This is a genomic window from Curtobacterium sp. MCBD17_013 (assembly GCF_003234565.1).
Classification (GTDB): Bacteria; Actinomycetota; Actinomycetes; order Actinomycetales; family Microbacteriaceae; genus Curtobacterium.
This window is the reverse complement of record NZ_QKTU01000001.1, coordinates 513,594-539,787: the sequence shown is the minus strand read 5'-3', so window position 1 is coordinate 539,787 and position 26,194 is coordinate 513,594. Positions and strand designations below refer to the sequence as shown.

29 protein-coding genes, 4 tRNA genes, 2 pseudogenes and 1 other annotated feature are annotated in these 26,194 nt (G+C 69.1%); of the genes and pseudogenes, 18 read left to right on the top strand and 17 right to left on the bottom strand.

From position 1 onward, the window contains the following. The first annotated feature begins 234 nt into the window (after positions 1 to 234). Positions 235 to 981, top strand: a complete 747-nt coding sequence (locus DEI81_RS02435; RefSeq protein WP_181435296.1) for a MerR family transcriptional regulator — start codon at positions 235 to 237, stop codon at positions 979 to 981. A 16-nt stretch (positions 982 to 997) separates the two neighbouring features. Here the strand turns inward: DEI81_RS02435 and DEI81_RS16730 are convergent. Next, positions 998 to 1,909, bottom strand: a pseudogene (locus tag DEI81_RS16730) (IS5 family transposase). Between the two features lie 415 nt (positions 1,910 to 2,324). Between DEI81_RS16730 and DEI81_RS02425 the strand changes: the two are divergent. Next, complete coding sequence (locus tag DEI81_RS02425) at positions 2,325 to 3,041, top strand: HAD family hydrolase (protein ID WP_111008877.1); 717 nt, start codon at positions 2,325 to 2,327, stop codon at positions 3,039 to 3,041. Between the two features lie 42 nt (positions 3,042 to 3,083). Here DEI81_RS02425 and DEI81_RS02420 read toward each other — a convergent pair whose 3' ends face one another. Further along, on the bottom strand, positions 3,084 to 3,392 hold the full coding sequence (locus DEI81_RS02420) for a hypothetical protein (RefSeq protein WP_111008876.1): 309 nt from the start codon (positions 3,390 to 3,392) through the stop codon (positions 3,084 to 3,086). A 79-nt stretch (positions 3,393 to 3,471) separates the two neighbouring features. Beyond that, a complete protein-coding gene (locus DEI81_RS02415; RefSeq protein ID WP_111008875.1) occupies positions 3,472 to 4,515 on the bottom strand; it encodes a metallophosphoesterase in 1,044 nt (347 codons plus the stop codon). Between the two features lie 105 nt (positions 4,516 to 4,620). Between DEI81_RS02415 and DEI81_RS02410 the strand changes: the two genes are divergently transcribed. The 4 genes from DEI81_RS02410 (at position 4,621) to DEI81_RS02400 (ending at position 6,948) form a co-directional block, all read left to right on the top strand. Further along, on the top strand, positions 4,621 to 5,868 hold the full coding sequence (locus DEI81_RS02410) for an MFS transporter (RefSeq protein WP_111008874.1): 1,248 nt from the start codon (positions 4,621 to 4,623) through the stop codon (positions 5,866 to 5,868). A gap of 51 nt (positions 5,869 to 5,919) precedes the next feature. Next, the gene (locus DEI81_RS02405; RefSeq protein WP_111008873.1) at positions 5,920 to 6,138 is read left to right on the top strand and encodes a hypothetical protein; all 219 of its coding nucleotides are present in this window, start codon (positions 5,920 to 5,922) and stop codon (positions 6,136 to 6,138) included. Between the two features lie 97 nt (positions 6,139 to 6,235). After that, positions 6,236 to 6,490, top strand: coding sequence for a hypothetical protein (locus DEI81_RS15915; protein ID WP_146243992.1), 255 nt, complete (start codon positions 6,236 to 6,238; stop codon positions 6,488 to 6,490). A 95-nt stretch (positions 6,491 to 6,585) separates the two neighbouring features. Beyond that, on the top strand, positions 6,586 to 6,948 hold the full coding sequence (locus DEI81_RS02400) for a hypothetical protein (RefSeq protein ID WP_111008872.1): 363 nt from the start codon (positions 6,586 to 6,588) through the stop codon (positions 6,946 to 6,948). A 101-nt stretch (positions 6,949 to 7,049) separates the two neighbouring features. Here DEI81_RS02400 and DEI81_RS02395 read toward each other — a convergent pair whose 3' ends face one another. Continuing rightward, positions 7,050 to 7,265 carry a hypothetical protein gene (locus tag DEI81_RS02395; protein ID WP_146243991.1) on the bottom strand — a complete coding sequence of 72 codons (216 nt, stop codon included), beginning with the start codon at positions 7,263 to 7,265 and terminating at the stop codon, positions 7,050 to 7,052. Positions 7,266 to 7,360: 95 nt separating this feature from the next. Between DEI81_RS02395 and DEI81_RS02390 the strand changes: the two genes are divergently transcribed. Both DEI81_RS02390 and DEI81_RS02385 read left to right on the top strand, forming a co-directional pair. Next, positions 7,361 to 7,678, top strand: coding sequence for a hypothetical protein (locus tag DEI81_RS02390; protein ID WP_146243990.1), 318 nt, complete (start codon positions 7,361 to 7,363; stop codon positions 7,676 to 7,678). 435 nt (positions 7,679 to 8,113) lie between these two features. Beyond that, positions 8,114 to 8,731 carry a hypothetical protein gene (locus tag DEI81_RS02385; protein WP_146243989.1) on the top strand — a complete coding sequence of 206 codons (618 nt, stop codon included), beginning with the start codon at positions 8,114 to 8,116 and terminating at the stop codon, positions 8,729 to 8,731. Between the two features lie 47 nt (positions 8,732 to 8,778). On the opposite strand, the gene DEI81_RS02380 is transcribed toward DEI81_RS02385, so the two are convergent. Further along, positions 8,779 to 9,288 carry a hypothetical protein gene (locus tag DEI81_RS02380; protein WP_146243988.1) on the bottom strand — a complete coding sequence of 170 codons (510 nt, stop codon included), beginning with the start codon at positions 9,286 to 9,288 and terminating at the stop codon, positions 8,779 to 8,781. Positions 9,289 to 9,571: 283 nt separating this feature from the next. Between DEI81_RS02380 and DEI81_RS02375 the strand changes: the two genes are divergently transcribed. The 6 genes and pseudogenes from DEI81_RS02375 (at position 9,572) to DEI81_RS02350 (ending at position 13,420) form a co-directional block, all read left to right on the top strand. Continuing rightward, complete coding sequence (locus DEI81_RS02375) at positions 9,572 to 9,787, top strand: transposase (RefSeq protein WP_111008867.1); 216 nt, start codon at positions 9,572 to 9,574, stop codon at positions 9,785 to 9,787. Continuing rightward, positions 9,745 to 9,860 (top strand) — a sequence feature (AL1L pseudoknot). It overlaps the preceding gene by 43 nt. Then, complete coding sequence (locus DEI81_RS02370; RefSeq protein WP_309146662.1) at positions 9,801 to 10,583, top strand: IS3 family transposase; 783 nt, start codon at positions 9,801 to 9,803, stop codon at positions 10,581 to 10,583. (Overlaps the previous feature by 60 nt.) A gap of 89 nt (positions 10,584 to 10,672) precedes the next feature. Then, complete coding sequence (locus tag DEI81_RS02365; RefSeq protein WP_111008865.1) at positions 10,673 to 11,872, top strand: IS30 family transposase; 1,200 nt, start codon at positions 10,673 to 10,675, stop codon at positions 11,870 to 11,872. Between the two features lie 7 nt (positions 11,873 to 11,879). After that, positions 11,880 to 12,200 (top strand): annotated as a pseudogene (locus tag DEI81_RS02360) (integrase core domain-containing protein); the annotation flags it as partial. A 99-nt stretch (positions 12,201 to 12,299) separates the two neighbouring features. Continuing rightward, a complete protein-coding gene (locus tag DEI81_RS02355) occupies positions 12,300 to 12,620 on the top strand; it encodes a VOC family protein (protein ID WP_309146661.1) in 321 nt (106 codons plus the stop codon). Between the two features lie 563 nt (positions 12,621 to 13,183). Beyond that, positions 13,184 to 13,420: a hypothetical protein gene (locus DEI81_RS02350; protein ID WP_146243987.1), complete on the top strand. Its 237-nt coding sequence runs from the start codon at positions 13,184 to 13,186 to the stop codon at positions 13,418 to 13,420. Between the two features lie 301 nt (positions 13,421 to 13,721). Here DEI81_RS02350 and DEI81_RS02345 read toward each other — a convergent pair. The 3 genes from DEI81_RS02345 to DEI81_RS02335 all read right to left on the bottom strand — a co-directional run bounded on the left by DEI81_RS02345 (position 13,722) and on the right by DEI81_RS02335 (position 14,064). After that, a tRNA-Val gene (locus tag DEI81_RS02345) sits at positions 13,722 to 13,796 on the bottom strand. A gap of 41 nt (positions 13,797 to 13,837) precedes the next feature. After that, positions 13,838 to 13,908 (bottom strand) — tRNA-Cys (locus tag DEI81_RS02340). Between the two features lie 84 nt (positions 13,909 to 13,992). After that, a tRNA-Gly gene (locus DEI81_RS02335) sits at positions 13,993 to 14,064 on the bottom strand. A gap of 191 nt (positions 14,065 to 14,255) precedes the next feature. Between DEI81_RS02335 and DEI81_RS02330 the strand changes: the two genes are divergently transcribed. Next, positions 14,256 to 14,331: transfer RNA gene (locus tag DEI81_RS02330), tRNA-Val, on the top strand. Between the two features lie 57 nt (positions 14,332 to 14,388). Here the strand turns inward: DEI81_RS02330 and DEI81_RS02325 are convergent. Beyond that, the gene (locus DEI81_RS02325) at positions 14,389 to 15,198 is read right to left on the bottom strand and encodes an LLM class F420-dependent oxidoreductase (protein ID WP_111008862.1); all 810 of its coding nucleotides are present in this window, start codon (positions 15,196 to 15,198) and stop codon (positions 14,389 to 14,391) included. Between the two features lie 420 nt (positions 15,199 to 15,618). Here DEI81_RS02325 and DEI81_RS02320 point away from each other — a divergent pair, with 420 nt between their 5' ends. From DEI81_RS02320 to DEI81_RS02310, 3 genes are all read left to right on the top strand, one after another. Beyond that, positions 15,619 to 17,703, top strand: a complete 2,085-nt coding sequence (locus tag DEI81_RS02320) for an acyl-CoA dehydrogenase (protein ID WP_111008861.1) — start codon at positions 15,619 to 15,621, stop codon at positions 17,701 to 17,703. Between the two features lie 99 nt (positions 17,704 to 17,802). Next, positions 17,803 to 18,423: a DNA-binding protein gene (locus DEI81_RS02315; RefSeq protein ID WP_111008860.1), complete on the top strand. Its 621-nt coding sequence runs from the start codon at positions 17,803 to 17,805 to the stop codon at positions 18,421 to 18,423. After that, positions 18,420 to 18,986, top strand: a complete 567-nt coding sequence (locus tag DEI81_RS02310; protein ID WP_111008859.1) for a hypothetical protein — start codon at positions 18,420 to 18,422, stop codon at positions 18,984 to 18,986. Before DEI81_RS02315 ends, DEI81_RS02310 begins: the two co-directional genes overlap by 4 nt. A 22-nt stretch (positions 18,987 to 19,008) precedes the next feature. On the opposite strand, the gene DEI81_RS02305 is transcribed toward DEI81_RS02310, so the two are convergent. The 8 genes from DEI81_RS02305 to DEI81_RS02270 form a co-directional block, all read right to left on the bottom strand. Continuing rightward, on the bottom strand, positions 19,009 to 19,296 hold the full coding sequence (locus DEI81_RS02305) for a carbon storage regulator (RefSeq protein WP_111008858.1): 288 nt from the start codon (positions 19,294 to 19,296) through the stop codon (positions 19,009 to 19,011). 74 nt (positions 19,297 to 19,370) lie between these two features. Continuing rightward, positions 19,371 to 20,492: a hypothetical protein gene (locus DEI81_RS02300; RefSeq protein ID WP_111008857.1), complete on the bottom strand. Its 1,122-nt coding sequence runs from the start codon at positions 20,490 to 20,492 to the stop codon at positions 19,371 to 19,373. Beyond that, positions 20,467 to 22,452 carry a flagellar biosynthesis protein FlhA gene (locus tag DEI81_RS02295; protein ID WP_375334754.1) on the bottom strand — a complete coding sequence of 662 codons (1,986 nt, stop codon included), beginning with the start codon at positions 22,450 to 22,452 and terminating at the stop codon, positions 20,467 to 20,469. Before DEI81_RS02295 ends, DEI81_RS02300 begins: the two co-directional genes overlap by 26 nt. 65 nt (positions 22,453 to 22,517) lie before the next feature. Beyond that, positions 22,518 to 23,699, bottom strand: a complete 1,182-nt coding sequence (locus tag DEI81_RS02290; protein ID WP_111008855.1) for a flagellar biosynthesis protein FlhB — start codon at positions 23,697 to 23,699, stop codon at positions 22,518 to 22,520. Positions 23,700 to 23,701: 2 nt separating this feature from the next. Further along, the gene (locus DEI81_RS02285; protein ID WP_258368442.1) at positions 23,702 to 24,460 is read right to left on the bottom strand and encodes a flagellar biosynthetic protein FliR; all 759 of its coding nucleotides are present in this window, start codon (positions 24,458 to 24,460) and stop codon (positions 23,702 to 23,704) included. Position 24,461: 1 nt separating this feature from the next. Then, positions 24,462 to 24,734 (bottom strand): flagellar biosynthesis protein FliQ, encoded by a 273-nt coding sequence (fliQ, locus tag DEI81_RS02280; RefSeq protein WP_111008854.1) that lies wholly within the window; start codon positions 24,732 to 24,734, stop codon positions 24,462 to 24,464. Then, on the bottom strand, positions 24,731 to 25,648 hold the full coding sequence (fliP, locus tag DEI81_RS02275; protein WP_111008968.1) for a flagellar type III secretion system pore protein FliP: 918 nt from the start codon (positions 25,646 to 25,648) through the stop codon (positions 24,731 to 24,733). The genes fliQ and fliP overlap by 4 nt, the downstream gene beginning before the upstream one ends. Then, on the bottom strand, positions 25,645 to 26,193 hold the full coding sequence (locus DEI81_RS02270) for a flagellar biosynthetic protein FliO (protein ID WP_111008853.1): 549 nt from the start codon (positions 26,191 to 26,193) through the stop codon (positions 25,645 to 25,647). Before DEI81_RS02270 ends, fliP begins: the two co-directional genes overlap by 4 nt. Between the last annotated feature and the right edge of the window lies 1 nt (position 26,194).

Here is a 26,194-nt window from a genome sequence, read left to right as displayed (position 1 = left end):
AGTTGCACACGATCAAGCGCACGCTCCCCCTTTTCCGCAGGCCTGAGCTTGTAGATCGGAGAGACGACATCCAGCGACCGGTAGCCCGACCGGCTATCGGGATGGCGACTAGGCCGTGTTGCTGAATGAGCTATTGCGGGAAACTGGGGTGTTGAGGTTGCCGTTGCGGCAGTTCTTAGGGTCGTCGTGACGGCGCGGATGGTCCGCCCGTCGGAGCGGAGTAGGACGATGCGGTTGACGATCTCGGAGCTTGCGAAGGCGACCGGACTCACTGCCCGGACGCTGAGGTTCTACGACGGGATCGGGCTGGTGCACCCGGCAGGTACGACTCCCGCGGGGATGCGCTATTACGGTCCCGACGAGGTGCTTCGGCTACAGCGCGTGTTGGTGTATCGGCAACTGCAGGTACCGCTCGAGCAGATCGGCCGGATCCTCGCCGACGAGGTCGATCCGCGAGCCGCGCTCGAACAGCAGCGCACGGCGCTACTGAGTGAGCAGGCTCGGGTCGCTGACGTCCTTGCCTCAGTCGATCGTGCTCTCCGCTTCCTCACAAAGGAAGGAACAACCATGACCGCAAACGACGCCGGAGACCTTTTCACCGGCTTCGACACGACGGCGATCGACTCCGAAGCGCAAAGGCGCTGGACGGCGGAGGCGGAGCAGTCCCGCGACGCCATCTCCGGGATGTCGGACACCGCCAAGAAGCAGGCTCAGGCAGATCACGAGGACAGGCTCCGACGGCTCGGCGCTTTGGCGGATGACGGCACTTCGCCGTCTGACCCCCGGACAAGCGCCGTCGTGCAGGAGATGCACGCAGCGATGAGCTCGATGTGGACGCCTGACCGAGCAGCGTTCGAGCAAGTCGGCAAGCAGCTTGCCACCCAGCCGGAGTCCCGTGCCGTGCTGGAACGCGTCTCTGCAAAGCTGCCCGAGTTCCTCCCCGAGGCGTATGCAGCGTTCGCGGCAGCACACCTGTCGTGAGCGCAGTGGCGGGCTCTCAACCATCGAGGGAGCCCGCCGCCGGTCTCGGATTACCAGTCCAGAGCAGTGTCGCTGCAAGGCAGAGTGCGGCGTGGTAGTTCCGTGCGGTCATGTCAGAGCGCATCGCGATGCCGCGCCACTGCTTGAGCCTGTTGAAGGACCGCTCGACGACGTTGCGGCTCTTGTAGTCGGCCGCGTCGAAAACGATGGGCCGTCCGGGACGTTTCCGACGATGAGCGATCTGGTCATGACGCTCTGGGATCGTCGTCTTCACGTCACGTGCCCGCCGCCACGCTCTGTTCGCTCTCGACGGGTGGCCCTTGTCCGCGCGCAGCCGGTCCGGCCGAGAACGGGGGCGCCCCGCGGTGGGGACACGGATCTGCTCCATCGTCTCCGGCAGCATGATCGTGTCCGCCACCTGGCCGCCGTGACGACGAAGCCGAGCGGCCTACCCTTACCGTCGCAAACGAGATGCGTCTTCGTCATCAGTCAGCCACGAGATCGTCCGATCGCGTGATCAGCTGGCTCAGCGGCGGTCTTGTTGTAGTTCGATGTGCCCTTTCTTGACGCGGGGCAGGGTCGCGCCGTGCTGATGCACGCGCGCGATGGTCGAATCGATCGACGCAGCCCAGTCGATGTCGCCGCGGCGCTCTCCCGCGCCCTGCACGTGTTCGAGCAGCCGCGCCCAGACGCCGGCCTTGGCCCACCGGTCGAAGTTGCGGAAGACCGTGTTCCAGTTCCCGAACCGCTCAGGCAGATCCCGCCACGGCGCACCCGTCCGGAACCGCCACACCACCGCTTCCACCACGATGCGACGATCCACCGGCGGACGCCCTCTCGGCTTCGCTCGCGGGAGAAATGGTCCGATCACAGCCCAGGTTTCATCGGAGATCACGTCACGCGACACACCTCGAGCGTTACCGATCACTGCGATCCGAGCATTTAGCAACACGCCCTAGCGCGTTCGAGCTGCAGCGAAGGCATACGCTGTCACACCAGCGTCTGGCGCCCCGGTCTCGGGCGGGAAGCGGACGGAGTTCCCCTCGTGCCGCGCGCAGGTGGTGATGTTGACGGCGTAATACGTCAGGACGCGTCTCCGCCCCTTGTAGACGATGATCTGACGTCTCGTGGACCACGGCGCAGTCGGCGAAGGATCAGGCCGGTGACGCTGGCCACGGCCGTGCACAGAGCTGCGCAAGCCGCAAGAGCAACCGCAGAAAGGCCCATACAACGCGGATCGCAAACACTCTGGCAGACCGATCGTCAGCACGCCTTCATTCCCGGCCGATGAAAGGTCTGCTACTGGGAGGGCACAACTGCGTTGCCGGCCCTAGTCTGGCGACGTGCGCAATAGAACCAATCGCGTCGTGTTGTGGGACTTCGACGGCACGTTGGTGTCTCGTGAAGGTCTTTGGTCCTCCACTCTGGAAAAGGCGCTGCAGCCGATCGCTCCCGGGCTCGGACTCGCCGCAGCGGACTTCCCCGCCGAGCTCTCTGTCGGCTTCCCCTGGCACTCACCCGACATCGTGCGCGTAACGCAGTCCGCTGCCGCATGGTGGGCTGCACAGCATTCTGTGTTCCTCCGTGCGTACACGGTGGCGGGCGTGGGACGAGAAGATGCGGAACGCGCGATCGCCGAGATCCCTATTGAGTACTACCGGCCTTCGGCCTGGAATCTGGCCGAAGACGCGATACCGGCGCTCGCGCGCACGGCTGCCGTCGGGTATCGGAACGTCATCCTCAGCAACCACGCGCCCGAACTCCCGAACCTCGTCGCTGACCTCGGACTCGGCCCCTGGATCGATGCCACCGTCACGAGCGCAGCGGTGGGAGCCGAGAAGCCGAATCCGCGCATTTTTGCGCGCGCGATGGAGATTGCGGGCGCCGGGGAGGACGTATGGATGGTCGGTGACAACCGGATCGCCGACATCGCCGGCGCCGAAGCGGTTGGCCTGCGAGCGATCCAAGTAGGACCCGGCTGCACCTTGACCGATGCAGCGTGGCAGATCATCCAAAGCACTGGAGCGCCCCTACCAGGCGGGTCGGCTCCATCTCAATAGCCGATCGGTAGCCGACGTCGGCATAGCTGGAGATGCGACGCGTCAGTCCGCGGGGAACGGACAACGGGCGATCCACACGGTGAAACCAATGATGACTAGCGCCTCGAGAGCCAAGGGGAAGAAGCCCCACCCGGGCGCGAAGCCTGCTGCAAGCGATCCAAAGCCGAGGATGGCGAGTGCAACAGCACCTAGTGCGAGGAACGCGGCCGGGATCAGGCTCAACAGGGGTTGAGCGTTGAGCGCGAGCTGAGCGTCACGAACCCATCGCTTGTCTCGCCCTCGCCAAACGATTCCTCCGACGGTGAGCACGAGGATCGCCACACTCACCAGGGGGAACAGGGCCTCGGCCATGGAGTGAGATTACGGCCACGCCAGCGTCGACGCGCGTCTCGATGGCAAGATCAGCTAGCGGGATGCTGACCGCCCCCCGCTAAGGGGTGCCCGCGCCCGGGGTCCGCTCGGCCGAGCTCGAGAAGCCAACGCGGCACCGTCGCCGTGCAGATCGATCCATCCGGCGGCAGCTCACCGTGCCGAGCTCGTACTCGCATTCACCGCAGGTCGTCCGCGTCACGTCCTCTCCGCCCGGGTGTTCGTCCCACCGATGCGTGCACGCGGGGCAGGCCGTGCCCCCGAGCCGCCTCGACACGGCGCGGTAGTTCAGAAGCGCCGGCGCACCGTCCCATGGCCACCATCGGCCCCATCGGCGGAGCGCGATCGGGCTGGTTCCGACGTCGAGCGGCACTTCGCTCCGCGTCGACGTGGTCACGACGACCACACATGGGATGACGCCTCGAAGCGTCGCCGCTGTTGCGATGACGTCGATGCTTTCGGGCACGAGCTCGCCGGTCCCGCCGGTGCTGTCCATGACGACGTCGGTTGTCTTGGAAACAGTCAGCAGGACCGGCAGTCGCACCGTCCCGAGGCTCGTGTCGTGTTCGTCGACCCACCCGTGCAGGAGCAGTTGGCCGTCGCTCGCTCGAGCGGCGGTGACGTCGAACGTCGCGTCGTCGAGAGCCGCGAGGGTACGAGCTGGCACGGCGCGGTCTTCGCACCTCCGAACACCGCGACGCGCCAGGACCACTTCCTCGTCGCTGCGTGGCGTCGCATGTGAGAAGAACACCGGCCCGAACCCGTCGATGTCGACCGTGACGTTCTCAGCCATCGACTCCAGGAGGGCACGGTGCTCGGAGGCGAGCTGCGCCGCGCCCCACACTGACACGGGGTCATCGCCGAGGCCGACGTCGATCCCACGAGACATGGACAGCAGCTCCCGGTCCGCGTTCCCCCTGATCAGGACCGCCCGGTCGCCGAGTTGCATGAGGCGGTTGAGGACCTGCGCCGGCTGAGGGCCCCAGGTGTGGTCTCCCGTCACGACGATCAGCTCCGCGCGCTGCACGGCTGGCTCGCTGAGGACCCGCTCGAGCGCAGGCAGCATGCCGTGCACATCGGAGAGGACGGCGACGCTGGAACCCATGACCTCACAGTGCCACGAACGCCCGGCGAGCAATCAGCCACCCGCACAGGGACGTGTGGTGCCAAGCTCCTTGCTCGTGGGTTTGCGATCTGCAAGCGTTGGCGCATGGGCGACGACGTGACCACGCTGCGTCGAGTGCCCGGGTTCCGCTCGTACTGGTCGGCCGCGACAGTCTCGTCGTTCGGATCAGCGGTGAGCGCGGTCGCCGTACCGGTTCTCGTGGTGACGGTGCTGCACGCCACTCCGTTCGAGGTGGGCCTGGTGAACGCTGCCCAATTCCTCCCGTATGCATTGTTCGGTCTGATCGTCGGCGCGTACGTCGATCGCTTCCGGCGGAAGCCACTCCTGATCTGGGCGAGTGTTGGTCGTGGCGTGTGCCTCGGTACGGTTCCAGTCCTCTGGCTGACTGGACTACTGAACCTCTGGGTGACGGCGGCGGCGTTGTTCGTGTTCGGTGCCTTGTCGGTCGTGGGCTTCGCCGCCACGCAGTCTCTCCTGCCTCGGATCGTCCCTCGCCCGCTCCTCTTGGCGGCGAATGCGCGGGTGGATCAGAGTGACGCGGCAGCGCAGACGGTGGGCCCGGCTCTCGGCGGTGTCGTGGTCAGCATCGTCACCGCGCCGGTCGCGATCGCCCTCGACTCGGTGAGCTACTTCGTCGACGCTCTCCTCATCGCCCGGGTCCGCGTTGTCGAGCAGAAGCCGGCACGCCTGCCGGGAACGCGGCTGCGGCACGACATCGTTGACGGTCTGCGTTGGACGTACGGTCATGCAACGCTTGCGCCTCTGGCGCTGTCCACACACCTGTGGTTCCTCGCCAACGCCGCGGGTCTGACGGTATTCGCGACCCTCGCGCTTCGCACCCTCGCACTACCAGCCGCCGTGTACGGGGCCATCATCGCCGTCAGCGGAGTCGCGATGCTCCTCGGCGCTACCGCTGCGCCGCGCCTCGGCACCCGCTTCGGTGCCGGCCAGACGATCATCGCCGCTCGAGCCGCGTACCCGATCGCGTGGGCGGCCATCACGTTCGCAACCGTTGGCAGTGGCGCTGCAGCGCCGCTGGTGGCCGTCGTGGTCTTGTTCGTCGCGTTCGCCGTGCATGGCGCTGCGGCGGGGTGCGAGAACGCGAACGAGATGAGCCTCCGCCAGACCGTCACACCCGACGCCCTCCTCGGCCGCATGAACGGCACGATGCGCAGCGCGAACCGAACGCTCGCCGCAGTAGGAGCAGTGGGTGGCGGTGCCCTCATGACCGTCGCCGGAGATCGCTTCGCCCTGCTCGCGGTGACTCTCGTGTTCGCCGCCGCCGTAGTTGTCGCTGCGTGCTCACCCCTGCGAACCACGACCGTTCGCTAGCTGATCCGCTACCGGGCACAGGAGCAGCTAGCTCCCGGTACCGTTCACGTCGTGAAGGTCGGTCTTCCTGTCATCGCCCTCGTTGGCATCGTCGTCGGAGTGCTCGGGTCCACTTATTCGACTTATTCGACGTCGGGCCAGATGGTGCTCGGATGGATCATGATCGTTGCGGGCTTTGCTACTGCGGCTGTCGCGGTGACTGCGCGAGTACGCGAAAACCGCCAGCTGCTTCGTCGGTGGGCTGACGAGGACGAGCGCAAGCAGGACTGACCGCTCGTCGCGGCTGCCGATCGGCTACGGGACGCCATCGAGTTCTCCTTTGTGATTCCGCAGCAGGAGACGGTGCCCAGGCTGCAAGAATCGCTGAGTGACCAGGGGTGGCGGAGGGGAGTTTCCGGACGTTGACGTTCGTTTTGAGGTGCAGCCGCGGCGACTTTTCGGGCCGTTCTGGCAGCTACGGGTCGTCGACACCGTCACCGGTGCAGCGATTCCGGTGAGCGGCGGGGCGATGCTCACCGGTTACGGATCCGTTCGTCGCGCCGCGAAGTACTCCACGCTGTATTACCTGAACCGGGAGCGTCGGCGGAACGATCGCGCGGCCCGCCGACGGCAGGCACGGTGAACCAACCGAGTAAGCGCAGCGATCGGGCAGGTGATAGGGATTCCGAGTGGTCGCGTCGGATCGGGCCGGAAGCGACGCGGACACGACGCACGGCCGTGCGGGCGCAACGTTCCGCGCGCGGTGTCCTCATCGTCTACGTCGCGGGCCTGCTCATCGTGTTCGGCTCGCAAGGCTTCCGCTCGACCGGGGAACGGACGCTTCCGAACGTGCTCCTGTTCGGAAGCATGATCCTGGTGCTCGCCTGCGAGACCGTGCTGACCATCCGGCAGCAGAGGTCCATGTCGCAGGCGCGGAAACAGGCGAGCGCAGTGCTCACCCGTGGCACCGGTGAGACCCGGAACGTGCTTCCCTCGGACGACTACCTCCTCCAACTGTCACGGTTCGACCAGTGGACCGCCCGGTACAAGCTTCGATGGTTCGACGGCACGGTCCCGTCCTCCCGAAACGCACAACCGTAAGCGCCGGCCTCCGGTCCAGACAGCCGCACGAATGCGCGGGTCCGGTAGACCATCGGGTACCGAACCATTGCCGCCGGGCAACCAGCTGCGTCGGGGGCCACCTAGTCCTGGTCGCGCCCGCGGCGCAGACGGCTGATCGCGCCCACGAGCATCCCGGTACACACGACCAGCAGACCGCCCAGGATCAGTGCTGCTCCCGTTGCCGCTCCCTCTACCCCTCCGATTAAGAAGACGACGACGACGCCAGCAATCGTGATCGAAGGGCCGATCAGGTAGGCGACGAAGGTCGTCTCGGACATACGGCTATCTGGTTCCACGGCCGAACCCTACTGGCGATGCCGAACACCCGACGGTCGTCCGATAGCCGATCGGCAACCGGACGGCAGGCTCGAAGCCCGAGCAAGCTCAAGAGGTGCAAGCGAACATCAGAACCGTGACGGTCCAGGGTCGGGTTCAGGACCGCGACGCCAACCTCAACCACGTGAAGCAGTTTGAGGTTGAGACTGATACGGGGCACCGGTACATCGTCACCTGCGACGGGCCGCCTGTCGGCTCTCCCTCAGATTGGTCCGTGACGAGCGCCGACGATGACCGTCCAGTCGGTCACGTCCGACTGCTCGGCGCGGGCATGCCTGGTGCGACGGACTACCAGTACAAGAAGGCCGGCGCGTTCTTCGCAAGTGGCAAGCAGTTCGATCTATCGAACGCGGTTCAGTCGCTGCTGCAGTGATCCCGGCTCTCGTACGGATCGGGCAAGCGAGCGGCGGCAAATTGAACAGCAAAGATCCTCATGCCCTCGTGGGCCGATCCGCTGTAGGACTTATCCGTCCGTCAGCCCATCGGCTATTGAGACGTGAAGCGGCGGCGGTCGTAGACCAATAAGTGTCAGATCGATCCCCCCGAAACCGCTCTTCGCCAGGGCCCGGTGGGGAGGGATGCTCTCTGCGCGCTCAACTCTGACCGTTGAGCAGGCATCCTGCTCGCTCACGGCTGATACCCACTCCCCGGGGTACGTTTCTATTCCGGCGGAATGCTGACTTGTCCTTTCGATCCGTCCAGGTCTTGACTCAGCCCAGAAGCCGCACCGCGGCATCTGGGGGTCCGTTTTCAACGGAAAAGCTCGCGCAAAGACGGACGCTCGTCGTGCGAAGAGTTAGGGGTTCACATGAAAAAACGAGGGACAACGGTGGCGGTGGTCGGGGTGGCCTTCGCGGCGATCACCGCCCTGGGGGTGCCGGCGGCGGCGAATGCGGCGACCGTCGCGCCGTCGTCGCCCGCGACGGTGCACATCAGCATCCCGATGACCTTCGGCGGCTACGACGTGGCTGTGGCCGAAGAGGACGGGTACCAGATCGTCACGGGGCCGGGCGGGGTGCAGAAGTCGGTGCCCGTCACCCCGGCGGCGAAGCAGGAGGCGGCGGCGGCAGCCGCGACGGCACCAAGCGGCGTCCACACCGATGACGAGGTGAACGGCAACTGCGGTCTGTCCTACCTGGACGGCAGCAAGGGGGCGAACAACACCATCACCTACGACACCGGCTGGCTGGTTCGCGATGCCGTGAAGAAGTGGCACTGGTACGTCGAGGCCGACGGCTTCCTCACCGGCAGCCACCACTCGTGGTCCGGTACCGCGCACGACGCCGAGTGGGGTGTATCGAACCAGAAGCTGACGGCGATCGGCCCGGGCACGATCTTCGTGCCCGGCGTGTCAGCGGAAGCGGAGACGGTCCTCGTCGATGGGTCGACCTGCTACTCAGGCGGCCCGTCGTTCGACTTCGGGTGAGGTATCAGCCGGTGGTGTTCCCTCATCGTTCCAGGGAACACCACCGGTCACAGGAGGAAGGCCTCCGCGGCGTCGGTGAAGAACGTCGCAACCGAGACAAGCCCGACCTGCTCGGTTGCGCGCCTCGACCATGACTCCTCGAAGGGCAGGACGACGACGGTGCGCGGGAGGTCGGGGTTGGCGGTGCGCGCATGCCAGTACAGCCGCGACGGGCGTTCCTCCAGCGGTGTGCCGGCCGGCGTGCGACGAAGGCTTGACCGCCAGCGGTTGAGAGCTTCCCCGTCGACCACCGGCAGCGATACCGGCCAGATGGGGACGTCCCGATGATCATGCGACAGCATCCCGATGCGTGTGATGAGCGAGGACCAGTGCGCCCGCCACGTCGCAACGGGGGCGTCCGCCGCGCCCGCTACCTGGAATGGTGCGGCGCTATCGGGGAGTCCCGGGGCAGGATCAGAGCTCATCGATGCCCGAACGGCCAAAAGGCGAAGAAAGCCCTCCGGATACATCGACACCGATGCGTCGATGGAAGGTGCGATTCCGTCTGCAACCCGCATACGATTCAGGATAACTCCGATGGCACGCTTCGCGGTAGGTGCCTCAGCCGGGACACGGAATCACGATCGACCAGCTATACCTCCTAGAGTTCAGCGGGTCAGTGAGTCTCGACTGACCGCCCGGCAATGTCACCGGCGGAGGGGCCGCGGATCTGCTCGAGTCCGCTGCTGCCCACTGTCTTGGCGCGGGCCAGCACGTGGTAAGCCTGTCACTTGGCTAAGGTGTTTTGGGTGCTGATAAGCCCGCCGCGACCCGAGCACCAGAGCCGGCGCGTTATGTCGGATTGGTGAGCAGCTGGGGATCAATCCGGAGACGTTGCGGAACTGGGTGCAGCAGGCCGAGTTCGATGCCGGCGACCGCCCCGGCGTCACGACCGACGACGCGCAGCGGATCGCGGAGTTGAAGCGTGAGGTCCGGGAGCTGCGCCGTGCAAATGCGATTCTGAAGTCGGCGTCGGCTTTCTTCGCGGCGGAGCTCGACCGCCCATCCAGCAGGTGACGAAGTTCATCGAATCCCACAAGCACGAGTTCGGGGTCGAGCCGATCTGCCGCACCTCGCAGGTCGCCCATCGAGCTACTACGCGGCAAAGTCCAGACCACCATCGGCGCGGTCGATTAGTGACGCTGCTCGCATGATCGAGGTGGAGCGGGTGCACCGAAGCAACTACGGCGTCTACGGCGCCCGCAAAGTGCACGCCCAGCTGCGCCGGGAGGGCCACCAGATCGCCCGCTGCACCATCGAACGGCTCATGCGATCCGCCGGCCTGCACGGCGTGAGCAAGCGGAAGGGACCGAAGACGACGATTCCCGGCCCGATCGGGGATGGGCCGGCGGACCTGGTGCAGCGGGCGTTCACCGCGACCGGCCCGGATCAACTCTGGGTCGCGGACATCACCTACATCCGCACGTTCTCCGGGTGGGTTTACGCCGCGTTCGTCACGGACGTGTCCTCCCGCCGGATCGTCGGTTGGCAGCTGTCGCGGAACATGCGCACCGACCTCGTCCTCGACGCCCTCGAGATGGGCATCTGGACGCGGCACCGCGAGGGCCGGGACCTGTCGCGGTTGGTCCATCACAGCGACAGGGGAGTTCAGGGCGGATTCAACTGGTCGTCGCAACACCCTGATCGTGGAGGTGTTGCGACGTGGCGAAGAAGGATTGGATTGCGAAGACGAGCGAGGCTCCCGAGGGTGTTCGACGTCAGTGGCGGTCGGATCGTGCGTTGCGGCCGCCGATGCGCTCGCCCGGTCGTCCCGAACCTTCGCGCGCAGTGCAGCGGCAGTTTTGGCGTCTGATCGCGACGGGCGTCAACTCAGCCGAGGCGGCGCTGCAATCGGGTGTGTCGGTGCCAGTTGGGAGTCGCTGGTTTCGCCACGCTGGCGGCATGGCACCGATCTCGCTGACCGAGCCGTCTGGTCGCTATCTGTCGTTCGAGGAGCGCGAGGAGATCGCACTGTTGCGCGCCCAGCACATCGGCGTTCGCGAGATCGCACGCAGGATCGGCCGCGACGCGGGAACGATCTCCCGGGAGCTGCGCCGGAACGCGGCAACGCGCAGCGGGAAGCAGGAGTACCGGGCGTTGGTGGCGCAGTGGAAAGCGCAACAGGCGGCGAAGCGTCCCAAGACCGCGAGGCTTGTGGGGAACCCGCGGCTGCGTGAGTACGTCCAGGAGCGCCTTGCCGGCAACGTCCGTGGGCCCGACGGCAGCATCGTCATCGGGCCGGAGCCGCCATCATGGAAAGGGTTGAACAAGCCGCATCGGCAGGACAGGCGGTGGGCGACCGCGTGGAGCCCGGAGCAGATTTCGCACAGGCTGAAGGTCGATTTCCCCGATGATGAGTCCATGCGGATCAGCCCAGAGGCGATCTATCAGTCGCTGTTCATCCAGGGCCGTGGTGCACTCGAACGCGAGCTCGTCGCCTGTCTGCGAACCGGTCGCGCGCTCCGACAGCCACGAGCTCGAACGCAGAACCGCCCGCAAGGGCATGTCACCGCGGATGTCGTGTTCTCCAAGCGCCCCGCGGAGGCCGCGGACCGTGCAGTTCCCGGGCATTGGGAAGGCGATTTGATCATCGGAACTGGCCGGTCGGCGATCGGCACGATCGTCGAGCGCAAGAGCCGTTCGACCCTGCTGGTGCATCTACCGCGGCTTGCAGGCTATGGCGAGATTCCACCCGTCAAGAACGGTCCCGCGTTGGCCGGCTATAGCGCCGTCGCGATGAACGCCGGGCTGATCGCGTCGATGACCAAGCTTCCCGAGCAGCTCCGCAAGACCCTCACCTGGGACCGTGGCAAGGAGCTGTCCGCTCACGCTCAGTTCGCGCTCGAGACGGGCACGAAGGTGTTCTTCGCCGACCCCCACTCGCCCTGGCAACGGCCGACGAACGAGAACACAAACGGATTGCTGCGTCAGTACTTCCCGAAGGGCACGGACCTCTCACGGTGGTCGGCGGGAGACCTCGAAGCAGTTGCTTCCGCGTTGAACAACCGGCCGCGGAAGAGCCTCGACTGGAAGACACCAGCCGAGGTATTCGAAGAGCAACTACGCTCGCTTCAACAACCCGGTGTTGCATCGACCGGTTGAACTCGTCCAGTATCGAGCCATCCGCTACACGGACCGGCTCGCCGAAGCCGGCGCGGTCGCGTCCGTCGGGTCGAAAGGCGACAGCTACGACAATGCCCTCGCGGACGCCGTGAACTCGATCTTCAAAGCCGAACTGATCCGCAACCGCGGGCCTTGGCGCGGCATCGAGGACCTCGAGATCGCGACCGTCGAATACATTGACTGGTTCAACCACCGACGCCTCCACGGCGAACTCGGGATGGTCCCACCCGTCGAATTCGAGCAGAGCCCCTACCGGCACAACCCCGCTCCGGCTACCGTCGAAGCGGCACTACCGAGCCTCGACTAAACCCGGGGCGGAACAACTGCGTGTCGATCGCCAATGGTTGTCCGGGCGGTAGACAGGGGCGTGACTTCTTCCGCTGACGCCCCACGTCTCTTGCAGACCGTGATCGACACCCCCGCACCGCGAGAGTTGGCCGAGTTCTACCGGTTGCTCTTGGGCCTCAAGTACCGCGAAGGCGATGCACCTGGTGCCGGCGAGACTGGGGAACCCGAGTGGTTGGTACTGACCGCCGACGACGGCACCCGTTGCCTGGCCTTCCAACTCGCGCCCGACATGCCGGAACCACAGTGGCCGACCGGCACGCCTCCGCAGATGCTCCACCTCGACCTGACCGTCGACTCGACTGCGGCGCTCGATCGGCAGCGGGCCCGTGCACTGCGATCGGGCGCCGCGGTACTGGCGGACCGATCAGACGATGTGTGAGAACCGCTGATCGTCTTCCGCGACCCCTCGGGACACCCCTTCTGCATCTTCGTCGCGCCGCTCAGCCCGTCTCGTTAGCCGATCCGCAACTGGGACGACGAGGGTAGCTGCGTTCGTGGAGACCGTGAGCCTGGAAAGGTTGCTCCCGCGACGCTCGTCCGCACAGCGCCCGTTCGATACCCCCGCCGCATGGCCGAGAAGCGCCCAACGCCAGACGGGAGACCCCGCTTTTGGTACTCCTTGGCGGTACTCGGATTTGCGCTTGCCATCGGGTCAGCGTTGCTCGTCGGGTACGCGGGTTTGCCTACTCTGGCCGGGTCGGCCCTGGGATCAGGAGGGCTCATGCTGGCCGTTGTTGGTGGAGGTATCGGCGCTACGAAGTCCCGTCGGCGTTGACTCCGCCGCGGCCTTAGGTCGAGTGGCCCATCTTCGGAGTCACACACGGTGTCCCTGCCTGGCGGTCTCTGGGTAGATGCAGCGTCCGGTAGCCGATCGTCAACCGGACCTCGACGGACCCGGCCGTCTTCGTGCGCCCGCAGAGCATGTCCGATGTACTCGACGGGATGGAGCGACGCGGCCTCGTCCACAGGGTCGGTGTCCGCGCACGCGGCCGGAGGAACCCGGCGGCGATCACGCCGGCCGGGCAGGCCGCGCTCGATGCGGCACAGACTGTGGCCCTGGCGACGAACGACCTCAGCGCCTTCGGGTTGGACGCCTCGCAGAGTGCTCAGCTGAACGCGTTGCTGCTCACCGTGATCAACGGTGCTCAAGCTGCACCCGTCGTCGACGACTCGTTGTGACCAGTGCCCGATGCATGATCCCCCGCCGAACGACGGAGCACGACCGGACGATGCGCCGGACGCCGTGTCTCACAGAGCCCGTCCGGTGTCAGTCTCGATGCGGGCACGTCATTCGAACGTCGGCATCCGCCGGGGCGGATCGGCGAGGCGGAGGCACGTCTGCGTGAACCGCAGAATCCCTCTCGTCACCTTGCCGGCGACGTCAGCAGCAGGGGGTGCCAAACGGTGCCTCGGGATGAAGCGAGAAGCACGACCACACCGCGAAACGAAGAGGGCCCCCGGAGACCCGGGGGCTGCTACGTGGTGGGCGATACTGGGATCGAACCAGTGACCTCTTCCGTGTCAGGGAAGCGCGCTACCGCTGCGCCAATCGCCCAGAGTTGAACTCCTACCGCCCTTGCGAACGATACGAATTCGAGGTGGGGACGGGATTCGAACCCGCGTATACGGCTTTGCAGGCCGCTGCCTCGCCTCTCGGCCACCCCACCGTGCTGAGGTTCACGTCTCCGTGAGCACCGGATCGGTGGGGATCCTCTCTGGTGAGCCTTCAGGATCCGGGGATCCTGCACTCGAGCGGATGACGAGATTCGAACTCGCGACCCTCACCTTGGCAAGGTGATGCGCTACCACTGCGCCACATCCGCATCGCCGCCACTGGACGGTCCGTTTCCGGCCCGCCGCTCGCTGCGACTCCGTTACTCTATCCGACCTCCAGCCCGGATCGCAAAACGAGCCAGGCCGGGCGTGTCAGCGAGCTGACGACGCGCGCGGACGTCGCCGAATAGGACGACGGCGCTGCTTCCAGTAGTATCGATGGGCGCGGGCAGCCGCGCAGGGGCGATTGGCGCAGTTGGTAGCGCGCTTCGTTCACACCGAAGAGGTCATCAGTTCGAGTCTGGTATCGCCCACCACCACGAAGGCCCCGGGGAGTCCCCGGGGCCTTCGTCGTTCCGCAGGGTGGCCTCGTCTCAGCCGCTGACGCCGTCCCGCCAGGCGAGCAGCGCCTTGACCGGCGCCAGGTCGATGTCCGGCCCGCTCACCCCGATGGTGAACAGCCGTGCCCCGAGGGCGTGCTGGGCGTCGAGGGCGGAACCCTGCTCGGCGGTCAGCGTGCCGGAGACGTCGACGCCCGTCGAGATCTCGATCGCGTCGGTGGGCCGGCCGACGCGCTCGCACCACTCGTGCAGCACGCCGAGCTTGCGCTCGAGCGTCTCGACGTCCGAGAAGCTGTGCCAGATGTCGGCGTGCTCCGCGACGATGCGCAGCGTCTTCTTCTCGCCGCCACCGCCGATGAGCACGGGGATCTTCCGGGTCGGCGCGGGGTTGAGCGCCGCCCAACGGGCTTCGATCCGGGGCATCGCGGCATCGAGCGCGTCGAGCCGGCTCCCGGCCGTGCCGAAGTCGTACCCGTACTCGGCGTAGTCGCGCTCGAACCACCCGGACCCGATGCCGAACACGAGCCGCCCGGCGCCGTCCTTCGCGCTGATGTGGTCGACGGTGCGGGCCATGTCGGCGAGCAGGTCCGGGTTCCGGTAGGTGTTGCAGGTCACGAGCGGGCCGAACTCGATCCGCGTCGTCTGCTCGGCCCAGGCGGCGAGCATCGTCCAGCCCTCGAAGTGCGTGCCGTCGGGGTCGCCGGACAGCGGGAAGAAGTGGTCCCAGTTGAAGGCGATGTCCACCCCCAGGTCCTCGAGCTCGGCGAGGGTGTCGCGGATGGTGGCGTAGGGCGAGTGCTGCGGGGCGATCTGGACGCCGACGCGGACGGTGGAGGCGGGCACGCGGTTGCTCCTTCGAGGGAGTGCTGGACGGGACTCCTCGCCACGCTAGCCCGGACGGCGACGGGACGGCGCGCCGATGGTGGCACGGCGTCCCGTCGGGTCAGCTGCGGCCTTCGGTGCCGCCCTTGAGCATGGCGCCGAACGCCGCGCACACGCCGACGCCGCCGAGCACGCCGATGCCGATGATGACGACTGCGATGACAGTGAGCATGGGGGTCCTCCAGATCCGAACGGTGCGTCCGCAACGCTACCCGGTCCGGAGGGACGGCTCCCCCATCCGGACGGCCTGCATCCTGTGGACCCGCACCGGAGGCCGCTTGGAGGAAACCTCCACAGGGGCGTCGACTCCCCCGGGTCGGCCTTGTCGGGCGACCACGCGGCTGCTGGCGAGCACGCGGAGGCGGGCATAGCCTCCCGTCCATGGTCGACATCGCCGTCCCTGACGTCCCCATCGCACCCACACCGGACGCGTCCGGTGGCTCGTCACCCCACGCGGCCGACCGGCGGTCCCGTCCGCGCATTGACGTCCCCGGGGTCGCCGAGATGCTGCTCGGACGCTGGGCGGAGGACCGCCGGATCTCGCGCGCGCTGGCGCTCGACCCGGCGACGCACCGCCTCGAGGGTGCTTCGGTCGACGACCACCGCGAGCGGGCCCTCGCACAGTGCCGGCTGCTCGTCGAACAGGGCGCGATCCAGCGTCCGTTCCCGCGGTCGTTCGGCGGTCAGGAGAACCACGGCGGCAACGTCGCGGCCTTCGAGGAGCTCACCACGGCGGACCCGTCGCTGCAGATCAAGGCGGGCGTGCAGTGGGGCCTGTTCGGCTCGGCGGTGCTGCACCTCGGCACGGAGCACAACCACGAGGAGTTCCTGCCCGACATCCTCGACTTCACGGTGCCCGGCTGCTTCGCGATGACCGAGACGGGGCACGGCTCCGACGTCCAGAGCATCGCCACGACCGCGACGTACGACCCGGCGACCGAGGAGTTCGAGATCCACACGCCGTTCCGGGGTGCGTGGAAGGACTACATCGGGAACGCGGCGGTGCACGGGGTCGCCGCGGTGGTGTTCGCGCAGCTCGTCACGGGCGGGGTCGGGCACGGCGTGCACGCCTTCTACGTGCCGCTCCGCGACGCGACCGGCGCGTTCCTGCCCGGGATCGGTGGCGAGGACGACGGCGTCAAGGGCGGCCTCAACGGGGTGGACAACGGCCGCCTGCACTTCGACCACGTCCGGGTCCCGCGGACCAACCTGCTCGACCGGTACGGCGCGGTCGCGCCGGACGGCACGTACTCGTCGCCCATCGCGTCCCCCGGCCGCCGGTTCTTCACCATGCTCGGCACCCTGGTGCAGGGCCGTGTGTCGCTCGACGGCGCCGCGGTCGTCGCACAGAAGCTCGCGCTGCAGATCGCGGTCACGTACGCGTCCGAGCGTCGGCAGTTCCCGACCGCCGAGGGCGAGGAGGGCGTGCTCCTCGACTACGGGCAGCACCAGCGCCGGCTCATCCCCCGCATCGCCCGCGTGTTCGCGCAGTCGTTCGCCCACGAGCGGCTCCTCCGCACCTTCGACGACGTGTTCAGCGGTCGCGCCGACACGCCGGAGCGGCGCGAGGACCTCGAGACGCAGGCCGCGGCGTTCAAACCGCTGTCCACGTGGGCCGCGCTCGACACGCTGCAGGAGGCCCGTGAAGCGTGCGGCGGGGCCGGGTTCCTCGCCGAGAACCGGCTCACCGGCCTCCGGGCCGACCTCGACGTGTACGTGACGTTCGAGGGCGACAACACCGTGCTCCTCCAGCTGGTCGGCAAGCGCCTGCTCGGTGACTTCGCCGCCGCGGCACCACGGGACCCGGCCGGGGCAGCCCGCTTCGTGGCCGCTCGGGTCGCCGGCCGGGTCGCCGACGCGACGCGGGTCCGTGCGGTCGGGCAGAGCGTGCTCGACCGCGGTTCCGTCCGCCGCGCGTCGCAGGACCTCCGGGACCCGGTCACGCAGCGCCGACTCCTCGCCGACCGCGTCGACACGATGGTGGCCGGCATCGGCATGCGTCTCCGCAGCGCGGGGAAGGACCGCGTCCGCCAGGCGCGCCTCCTCAACGCGCAGCAGCACGAGCTCATCGAGGCCGCTCGTGCCCACGCGGAGCTCATGCAGTGGGACGCCTTCACGGCGGCGCTCGCCGACGCCCCCGACGACGACTCGCGGACGGTGCTGACGTGGCTCCGCGACTGCTTCGGACTCGGGCTCGTCGAGGAGCACCTCGCCTGGCACCTCATGCACGGGCGTCTGTCCGCGCAGCGGGGCGCTGCCGTCTCGGCCACCATGGACCGGCTCGTGGGCCGACTCCGGCCGCTGGCGACGGACCTCGTGGCGACGTTCGGGTACGAGCCCGGCCACGTCCGTGCGCCGATCGCCTCGGGGGCGGAGGCGCGACGGCAGGACGAGGCCCGCGCGTGGTACGCCGCCGAGCGGGCCGCCGGACGGACTCCCGGCGCGGAGCCCCGCCCGCGACGATGAGCAGAGCGGTCAACCCTGGCGCGTTGATCCGGGAGCAATCAACCTCCCAGGGTTGATCCGCACCAGATCAACCTCGTAGGGTTGACGCGGAGGTCGAGCATGTACGTCATCACCGCAGACCAGATCGACAGTCGACACGGAGCCGACCTCGTCGAGGCCGCGCTCGCCGCGATCAGGGCTGCCGTGGGGCCCCGGTTGCTCCTCCCCGCGGACCGGACCGCGGGCGATGAACTCCAGATCGCCACCGCCGACGCGGGCGCCGCGCTCGACGTCGTCTTCCGGCTCGCCCGTGCGGGTGACTGGAGCATCGGGTGCGGCATCGGCGACGTCCAGACGCCGTTGCCCACGGCGACCCGTGCGGCATCCGGGACCGCGTTCTACCGTGCGCGCGAAGCCGTCGAGCGCGCGAAGGACCGGCCCGACCACGTCGCGGTCGCCGTCGAGCCGGGCCGGCACCGCACCGCCGACGACGTCGAACCCCTCGTCACGCAGGCAATCCGGCTCCGCGCGCGCCGGTCCCCCGAGGGCTGGGAGCTGGCCGACCTGCTCGACCAGGGCATGAGCCAGCGTGAGGCCGCCCGGCACCTGGGGATCAGCCCGCAGGCGGCGAGCAAGCGCGCGGCCGCCGCCGGGCTCCGTGAGGACGACGCCGTGCGGGCGGCGCTGGTCCGGCTGCTCGAGGACGCGGACCGCCCGGAACCGGACGGAGCGCCGGCATGACCGCGGCGCAGGTCCTCGTCTGGATCGTCGGCCCCGTGGTCCTGCTCGTCTGCTGCGTGCTCGCACTCACCTCGGGCCGGGAACCCCGCACGGCGGCCGGCCTCGCCGGGGTCGTGCCCCTCGCCGCCGGCGGACTCGCGCTCGCGTTCCACGTCGGCGTCCCCGCCCCCGACCCGGCACTCGCGAGCGCCATGACCGTGCTCATGAGCGTGCTCGGCGTCGTCGGCGGCGGACCCGCCACCGCCGTCGTGCTCCGCCTGGCGACGCACCGCGACGCGACGCCCGGGCGCAACGGGGGCATCCTCATCCTCGATCAGCGCGGGGACGGGCAGCGACACGAGGTCCTCCGCGGTGGCGCGGCGATCGGTCACCTCGAACGCATCGCGGTGGTCGCGGCGATCCTCGTCGGTCGACTCGAGATCGTCGCCGCGGTGATCGCGATCAAGGGCCTCGGCCGGTTCTCGGAGCTCGACAGCGCGGAGGCCCGGGAACGGTTCATCATCGGCACGCTCGCGAGCATGCTGTGGGCCGGGGCGTTCGCAGCGCTGGTCGCGCTCGCCTGACGCGGTCAGCCGGGAGGCAGCCTCAGCGAGGCTCCTCGGCGTCGCCGCGACGGTCCCCACCCGGGGCGCCGCCGCCCCCGCCCAGGGCACCGAGCGCCGCGCGCAGCCGCGCTTCGGCATCGCTGGAGGACCGGCTCGCCTCGACGTTCGCCTCGGTGACGGCGGCGACGACCTCTTCGCGCTGGATCTTGACGCCGCGCGGGGCGTCGATGCCGATGCGGACGCCGTCGCCGCGGGAGTCGAGGACGGTGATGACGATGTCCTCACCGACGAGGATCCGCTCGCCGATCTTGCGTGTGAGCACCAGCATCCCGACAGCCTATCGGCGGACGGGCGCGGGGAGCCCCCGGTGCGGACTCGGCACGGCGCCGATCGCGTCGACGGTCACCGCCAGCTCCGGACGTCGACCACGGGGAACCCGAGCATGTGCACGGTCTCCGGCGTCGTCGTGTCCTCGGCCCCGACGCTGAGGACCCCGGTCACGCCGATCGTCCGCTGCACCGCGCGGACCTCGCGCGCCGTGTCGTCGTGCTTGCGGCCCGCGTCCACGACCACCCACACCTGGTCGGGCGCGATCCCCACGAGTCGTGCGGCACGCTCCGGGTCGTCCGCCGCACCGCTCCACACGAACGACGACACGACCGCCGTGCCCTCCTGGACCCCCGCGGCTCGGGCGAGGATCGCCGATCGCCGGTCCTCGACAGGCAGGATCCGGAGCGCGTGTGCGGTCGCCACGACCGGGAGGACCTCGGTCACCGCCGCGGACCGGCCCACGACGAGCACGAGGTCACCGTCGGCGCGACGGACCGCGGGCGGGTCGGGAATCCGGTCCGTCGCGTCGGGGACGGGAGCCTGCACGAACCCGTCGACGCCGGCCGCGACCGGGGTGAGGGGCGTCGACTCGACGAGCCGGTCCTCCCGGTCGGACGGCAGCGGAACGGCCGGACCCACCGCGGGCGTCGCCGTCCCGGCCCCACCGAGGGCCTCACCGAGCGGGACGCGCGGCGCCAGGCCGTTGAAGGTGAAGTCGTCCATGAGCGAAGCGAAGGCGTCCGAGCGGGTCGCGACGACCTCCTCGTCTGCTCCCACCAGGAGCGGACCGCCCGGGCCGGGACCGGACGACACCGACCTGCCCGAGGCCGGGATGCCGGGAACGGGGCGGAGGGACCCGCGCGCTTCCTCAGCAGCGCGGCGACCACGACGGGTCGTGACGGCGTCGGCGGCGGCGAGCCGGTCCTCCCGGGCCTCGGCGTCCTCGAGCAACGCGAGGATCCCGGCGCGACGGGGCCCACCCGCGTCGATGGCGACGCGCGCCACCGGTTCGTCGCCGGGCGCCGGCACTTCGACGGTCGCCTCGTAGTGGTGCTTCCGGAACAGGCCGCCGATGCCGCCCGTCGTCACCCGCTCGGCCGCGACGATGCGGGCCGCCGGGCCGAACTCGGCGCGGACGTCGGCGCGCAGGGCGTCGAGCGTCGGCGCACTACGCTGCGATCGGATCGGCGGCACGGACGACTCCCACGGTCTCGATGGTGGAGCCCGCGGCGGTCGCCTCCTGGTAGGAGAGCACCGGCAGGCCGTTGGACTGGGCGGACACCAGGCGGTGGATCGCCGGACGGAGCTGCGGCGCACACACGAGCACGGCCGACAGGCCCTGGTGCTCGACGGCGCCCACGGCATCGCGGACCGATCCGAGCACCTGCTCCACCCGGTGGGCGTCGAGCAGGATCTGCGTGCCCTGCTCGGACGGGCGGAGCCCCTCGAGCATGGACTGCTCGAGCCCGGGGTCGATCATGATCACCCGGAGCACGCTGCCGTCGAGGTAGCGCGCGGCCAGGGCGGGGCCGAGCGCCGCACGGGCCGCCTCGACGAGTCCCTCGGGGTCCGTCGAGACCTTCGCCCGGAGCGTCAGCGCCTCGCAGATGCGCCCGAGGTCGTTGATCGGCACGCGCTCGGCCAGGAGGCCCTGCAGCACACGCTGGAGCTCGGCCATCGACAGCATGCCCGGCACGAGTTCCTCGACCGCTGCCGGGTTGGTCTGCTTGACGCCCTCCGTCAGGACCTTGACGTCCTCACGCGTGAGCAGCCGGGCGGCGTTGTCCCCGATGATCGCCTGCAGGTGCGTGACGAGCACGGACACGCGGTCGATCACCGTCGCGCCGGTCATCTCGGCGGCGTGCCGGAGTTCGGCGGGAACCCACCTGCCGGCCAGCCCGAACACCGGCTCGGTCGTCGGCTCCCCCGGCAGCCCGTCGAGCTGGTCGCCGAGGGCGAGCACGCTCCGTGCCGGCGCGGTGCCGCGGCCCGCCTCGACCCCCGCGATGCGGATCGCGTACGTCGACGGCGGCAGGTCGACGCTGTCCCGCGTGCGCACCGGCGGGACGACGAGTCCCATGTCGACCGCGATCTTGCGGCGGAGGGCGCGGACGCGCCCGAGCAGGTCGTCCGAGGCCCCGGACACCATGTCGACGAGGTCGGGCGCGAGCAGGATCTCGAGCGCGTGCACCCGCATCTGCTCGATGAGGTCCTCGGGGGTGTCCCCCGCCGGCGCGACCGCCGCGGCCCGCTCGGCCCGTTCCGCGGCGGCCGCATCGGCCTTCGCCGTGACCCCGAGGCGGTACGCGACGATGAGGAGCGCCGCCCCGACGAGCAGGAACGGGACGATCGGCATGCCCGGGATGAACGCCATGCCGCAGGCCGCTATCCCCGCGATGAGGATCGCGTTGCGGGACTGCGTCAGCTGCGCGGCGGCCGAGGAGCCCATGTCGGCGTCCGCGTTCGACCGGGTGACGATCATGCCCGTGGACACCGCCATGAGCAGCGCCGGGATCTGCGTCACGAGGCCGTCACCGATCGTCAGGATGCCGTACTTGCCCAACGCGTCGGTGATCGACAGCCCGTTCTGCACCATGCCGATCGCGATGCCGCCGACCAGGTTGATGACGATGATGAGGATGCCCGCGATCGCGTCCCCCTTGACGAACTTCGAGGCGCCGTCCATCGCGCCGTAGAAGTCCGCCTCGGCGGACACCGCTGCCCGGCGCTCCTTGGCGACGGTGTCGGTGATGAGTCCCGCGTTGAGGTCCGCGTCGATGGCCATCTGCTTGCCGGGCATCGCGTCGAGCGTGAACCGCGCCCCGACCTCGGCCACGCGCTCGGCGCCCTTCGTGACGACGACGAACTGGATCACGACGAGGATCATGAAGATCACCGCGCCGATGATCACCGACCCCGAGACCGCGACGTGCCCGAAGGCCTGGATGACGTCGCCCGCGAACCCCTTGCCGAGCACCAGTCGCGTCGACGCGACGTTGAGTCCGAGCCGGAACAGCGTCGCGACGAGCAGCAGCGACGGGAACACCGAGAAGTCGAGCGGCTTCCGCACGAACAGCGTCGTGAGCAGGATGACGAGCGCCAGCAGGATGTTGCAGATGATGAGGAAGTCGAGGACGAACGACGGCACCGGCATGATGAGCAGCAGGATGATGCCGACGATGCCGATCGGCACCGCGAGCTTGGGCAGGTCCTTGCGGTTCACGCTGGGGCTCCTTCGGTGGTCCGGGCATGACCGATGCGGCGGGGCAGGGCGTCCCCGGCGAGCTGGTCGGCGGCGATGACGGTGGCGACCTCGTCGGCGGTCGTGGGACGCGGGGCCGAGTGCACGCCGGTGGCGGCGCCGCGGGCGCGGAGCGCCATGACGAACGACAGGACCCGGGCCACGGGCGTGTAGAGGTCGACCGGGATCTCCGCGCCGATCTCGCACGCGGCGTGCAGTGCACGGGTGAGCGGGACGTCGCGGACGATCGGGACACGGTCCGCCTCGGCACGGTCGCGGATGACCTCGGCGACGGCGCCCGCGCCCTTGGCGACGACCTTCGGTGCCGACTTGCCCGGCTCGTACCGGATCGCGACCGCGAAGTGCGTCGGGTTCGTCAGGACGACGTCGGCCGTGGCGATCGCACCGATCATGCGGTTCCGGCTCATCGCGAGCTGTCGGGAGCGCCGGTGCGACTTGACGTGGGGATCGCCGTCCGTGCTCTTGTGCTCGTCCTTGACCTCCTTCTTCGTCATCCGGGTCTTCTTGCGGTTCCGGCGCATGACGACGAACACGTCGACCGCCGCCAGGAGCAGGCCGGCCGCGATCGCCGCGCGGAGGAGCGTGGCGGCGCCGTTCCCGGCGGCCTGCAGCACCGCGGTGAGCGGCAGCGACCCCGAGGACATGAGCACGGGCACGAGGCCCTGCACGGCCCCCCAGAGCACGAGCCCGACGACCGCGCTCTTGAGCAGGGCCTTCGCGCCGCCCCAGAGCGCCTGGGTGCCGAACACCCGGGTGATGCCGGTGAGCAGGTTGAACTGCTCGTAGTTGCCGGTCATGCGCTTGATGTGCACGCCGCCCTGCGCGATCGCGGTGGCCGCCACGACGACCGCGACGACGCCGAGCATCGGGGCGAGGGTCGACCCGATCGAGCCGAGGTCGGCGGCCATGGTCTCGCGGACGGCGCCCACCGTCGGGTGGGCGATCACCCGCTCGATCCGGAACACCTGGTCCGTGCCCGCTGCGGCGGCCGATGCGATGGTGGACGGCACCATGACGGCGGCCGCGGCGACCCCGAGCCAGGCGCTGAGGTCGGTCGAACGGCTGAGCTGGCCCTTGCGGTGGACCTCCTTCATCCGCTTCTCGGTCGCCTGTTCGGTGCGTTCTCCGGTGTCGGACATGGTCACCGCCCTCCGGTCAGCAGGGTCACCGCGTCACCCGTGAGCGAGGACACGACGCTCGGCAGCGCCATGAACAACGCGCCGGCGAACATGACGGTCAGACCGATCTTGATCGGGTACCCGAGCTGCAGCGCGTTGAGCGCGGGTGCGACGCGGGTGAGCAGGCCGAGGCCGACGTCGGACAGGAACAGCACGACGACGAGCGGGCCCGCGATCTGGAGTGTCGAGAGGAACATCTGCGTCGTGCCGGCGAGCATCGCGTGCACCGGGTCGGCCAGCGAGAACGACCCGGCCAGCGGCACCGCGTCGAACGAGCGGGTCAGGCCGCCCACGATGAGCTGGTACCCGCCCGAGGCGAACAGGAGCGCGAGCGACGTCATCTCGAACAGGCGCGTGAACTGCGCCCCGTTCACCTGGGACTGCGGGTCGTACGCCTGCGCGAGCGTGAACCCGCCGAACAGGTCGACGAGCGCGCCGGCCGACTGGACCGCCGCGAACACGAGGTAGACCAGGAACCCGAGGGTCAGTCCCACGGCGAGCTCGACGACGAGCGCGACGACGAACGCGCCGGTGTCGAGCGCGTGGTACCGGGCTGCCGCCCGTGGCGCGACCGCGAGCGCCAGGCCCATCGCGAGCATCGCCTTGACCGTGCCGGGGAACGCCTTGTACGAGAACGGCGGCGCGATGACGATGAACGCCACCATCCGTACGCCCGCGAGCATGGTGCCCTCGAGCTGGTCGAAGTCGATCGACAGGTCCACGTCAGCTCCCGAGCAGGTTCGGGATCTGGTCGAACAGGAAGTGCGTGAACCCGACGATCTCGTCGATCATCCAGTTGCCGCACACGACGAGCGCGACGGCGACGGCGAGGGCCTTCGGGACGAACGCGAGCGTGACCTCCTGGATCTGCGTGATCGACTGCAGGAGCGAGATCGCGAACCCGACGACGAGGGACGTGATGAGCACGGGCGCGGCGAGCTTGCCCGCGACGATGAGCGCCTGCAGGACGAGGTCGATGACGGCTTGTTGGTTCACGACACCACCTGGTAGCTCTCGATGAGCGACTTGATGATGAGTCCCCAGCCGTCGACGAGCACGAAGAGCAGCACCTTGAACGGCAGCGAGATCATCACCGGCGGCAGCATCATCATGCCCATCGACTGGAGCGCCGCGGACACGACGAGGTCGATGACGAGGAACGGGAGGAAGATGACGAACCCGATGATGAACGCGCTGCGGAGCTCCGAGATCATGAACGCCGGGACCAACGTCGTCATCCCCACCGCGGCCTCGTTCTTCGGGTTGGGCCGGCCGGCCGCGCGGGTCATCAACGCCAGGTCCTCCTGCCGCGTCTGGTGGAGCATGAACTTCCGCAGGGGCGCACTGCCGACGTCCACGGCGTGCTGGAAGTCGATGTGCCCGGCGAGGTACGGCTGCAGGGCGTCGTCGTTGATGTGCCCGATGATCGGCCCCATGATGAACAGGGACAGGAACAGGGCGAGCCCGGCGATCACCTGGTTCGGCGGGATCGACTGCAGTCCGAGCGCGTTCCGAGTCATCGACAGGACGACGAAGATCTTCGTGAACGACGTCATCATGAGCAGCAACGCGGGTGCGACGCTGAGCAGCGTGATGCCGACGAGGGTGACGACCGCCGACGAGGGGGTGCCGTCCGGCCCGTTCACGGACACGTCGAGGCCGCCGTTCGTCGACGGGGTCGCGGGCGCGGTGGGGGCCGCGGGTGCGGTCGGCCCGACCACGCCGGCGGCGTGCGCGCCGCCAGCGGTGAGCATGAGGAAGCCGACGACCGCTGCGAGACCGAGGAAGACCAGGACGGCGATGCGTGCGACCCGGACCGCGCGGGCTCGGCTGCTCCGGGCCTCCCGGCCGACGCCGGGCGCGAGGACGAGCGGACGCAGCGGGGTGCGTCCGCCGGGGACGAGCGTCATCCGGCGCGCCTCGCGCGGACGGCCGCGGCGGCCTGCCGCCACGTGTCCGCCGACAGGATCGAGCCCTGGAGCTGCTGCTGCGTGGGCACGGCGATGTGCGCGGCGCGGCGGTTGCGGGGGCGGGCCCGGAGGACGGGTGCGACGCTCTCCGGCTCCTCGGTGAGCGCCTGCGCGGCGGCCGGGAGGGACGGTGCAGCCTGTGCCGCCAGGACCGCCCGGAACGGGTCGGTCGCGTCGGACCCCGCGTCGGACCCCGCGTCGGACCCCGCGGCCGACGCCGCGGGCGCGGTCCCGGAGGCGAGCACGGCCACCTGCTGCTCGGTCACCCCGAGGACGAGCCGCTCACCCTCGACGTCGACGACGACGACGCTGGCCTTGCCACCGATCCCCTGGCGCGCGACGACCTGGACCGCCGCCGAGCGTCGTCCGCGACCACGCGACGAGCCGGTCGTGCTCTTCGCGACGCGGCGCTGCACGAACCAGAGCAGGGCCAGCACGACGCCGAGGGAGAGCGCGACCCGCAGGGCGACGACGAGGGTGTCCACG

Excerpts from the sequence above, each read along its gene's own strand:
- DEI81_RS02420 (WP_111008876.1), bottom strand. The coding sequence starts at position 3,392 with ATGGCCGAGGCCCTGTTCCCCCTGGTGAGTGTGGCGATCCTCGTGCTC.
- DEI81_RS02415 (WP_111008875.1), bottom strand. The coding sequence starts at position 4,515 with ATGGGTTCCAGCGTCGCCGTCCTCTCCGATGTGCACGGCATGCTGCCT.
- DEI81_RS02410 (WP_111008874.1), top strand. The coding sequence starts at position 4,621 with ATGGGCGACGACGTGACCACGCTGCGTCGAGTGCCCGGGTTCCGCTCG.
- DEI81_RS02385 (WP_146243989.1), top strand. The coding sequence starts at position 8,114 with ATGAAAAAACGAGGGACAACGGTGGCGGTGGTCGGGGTGGCCTTCGCG.
- DEI81_RS02380 (WP_146243988.1), bottom strand. The coding sequence starts at position 9,288 with ATGCGGGTTGCAGACGGAATCGCACCTTCCATCGACGCATCGGTGTCG.
- DEI81_RS02365 (WP_111008865.1), top strand. The coding sequence starts at position 10,673 with ATGGCACCGATCTCGCTGACCGAGCCGTCTGGTCGCTATCTGTCGTTC.
- DEI81_RS02350 (WP_146243987.1), top strand. The coding sequence starts at position 13,184 with ATGGAGCGACGCGGCCTCGTCCACAGGGTCGGTGTCCGCGCACGCGGC.
- DEI81_RS02320 (WP_111008861.1), top strand. The coding sequence starts at position 15,619 with ATGGTCGACATCGCCGTCCCTGACGTCCCCATCGCACCCACACCGGAC.
- DEI81_RS02315 (WP_111008860.1), top strand. The coding sequence starts at position 17,803 with ATGTACGTCATCACCGCAGACCAGATCGACAGTCGACACGGAGCCGAC.
- DEI81_RS02310 (WP_111008859.1), top strand. The coding sequence starts at position 18,420 with ATGACCGCGGCGCAGGTCCTCGTCTGGATCGTCGGCCCCGTGGTCCTG.
- DEI81_RS02305 (WP_111008858.1), bottom strand. The coding sequence starts at position 19,296 with ATGCTGGTGCTCACACGCAAGATCGGCGAGCGGATCCTCGTCGGTGAG.
- DEI81_RS02295 (WP_375334754.1), bottom strand. The coding sequence starts at position 22,452 with ATGCCGGTGCCGTCGTTCGTCCTCGACTTCCTCATCATCTGCAACATC.
- DEI81_RS02290 (WP_111008855.1), bottom strand. The coding sequence starts at position 23,699 with ATGTCCGACACCGGAGAACGCACCGAACAGGCGACCGAGAAGCGGATG.
- fliP (WP_111008968.1), bottom strand. The coding sequence starts at position 25,648 with ATGACGCTCGTCCCCGGCGGACGCACCCCGCTGCGTCCGCTCGTCCTC.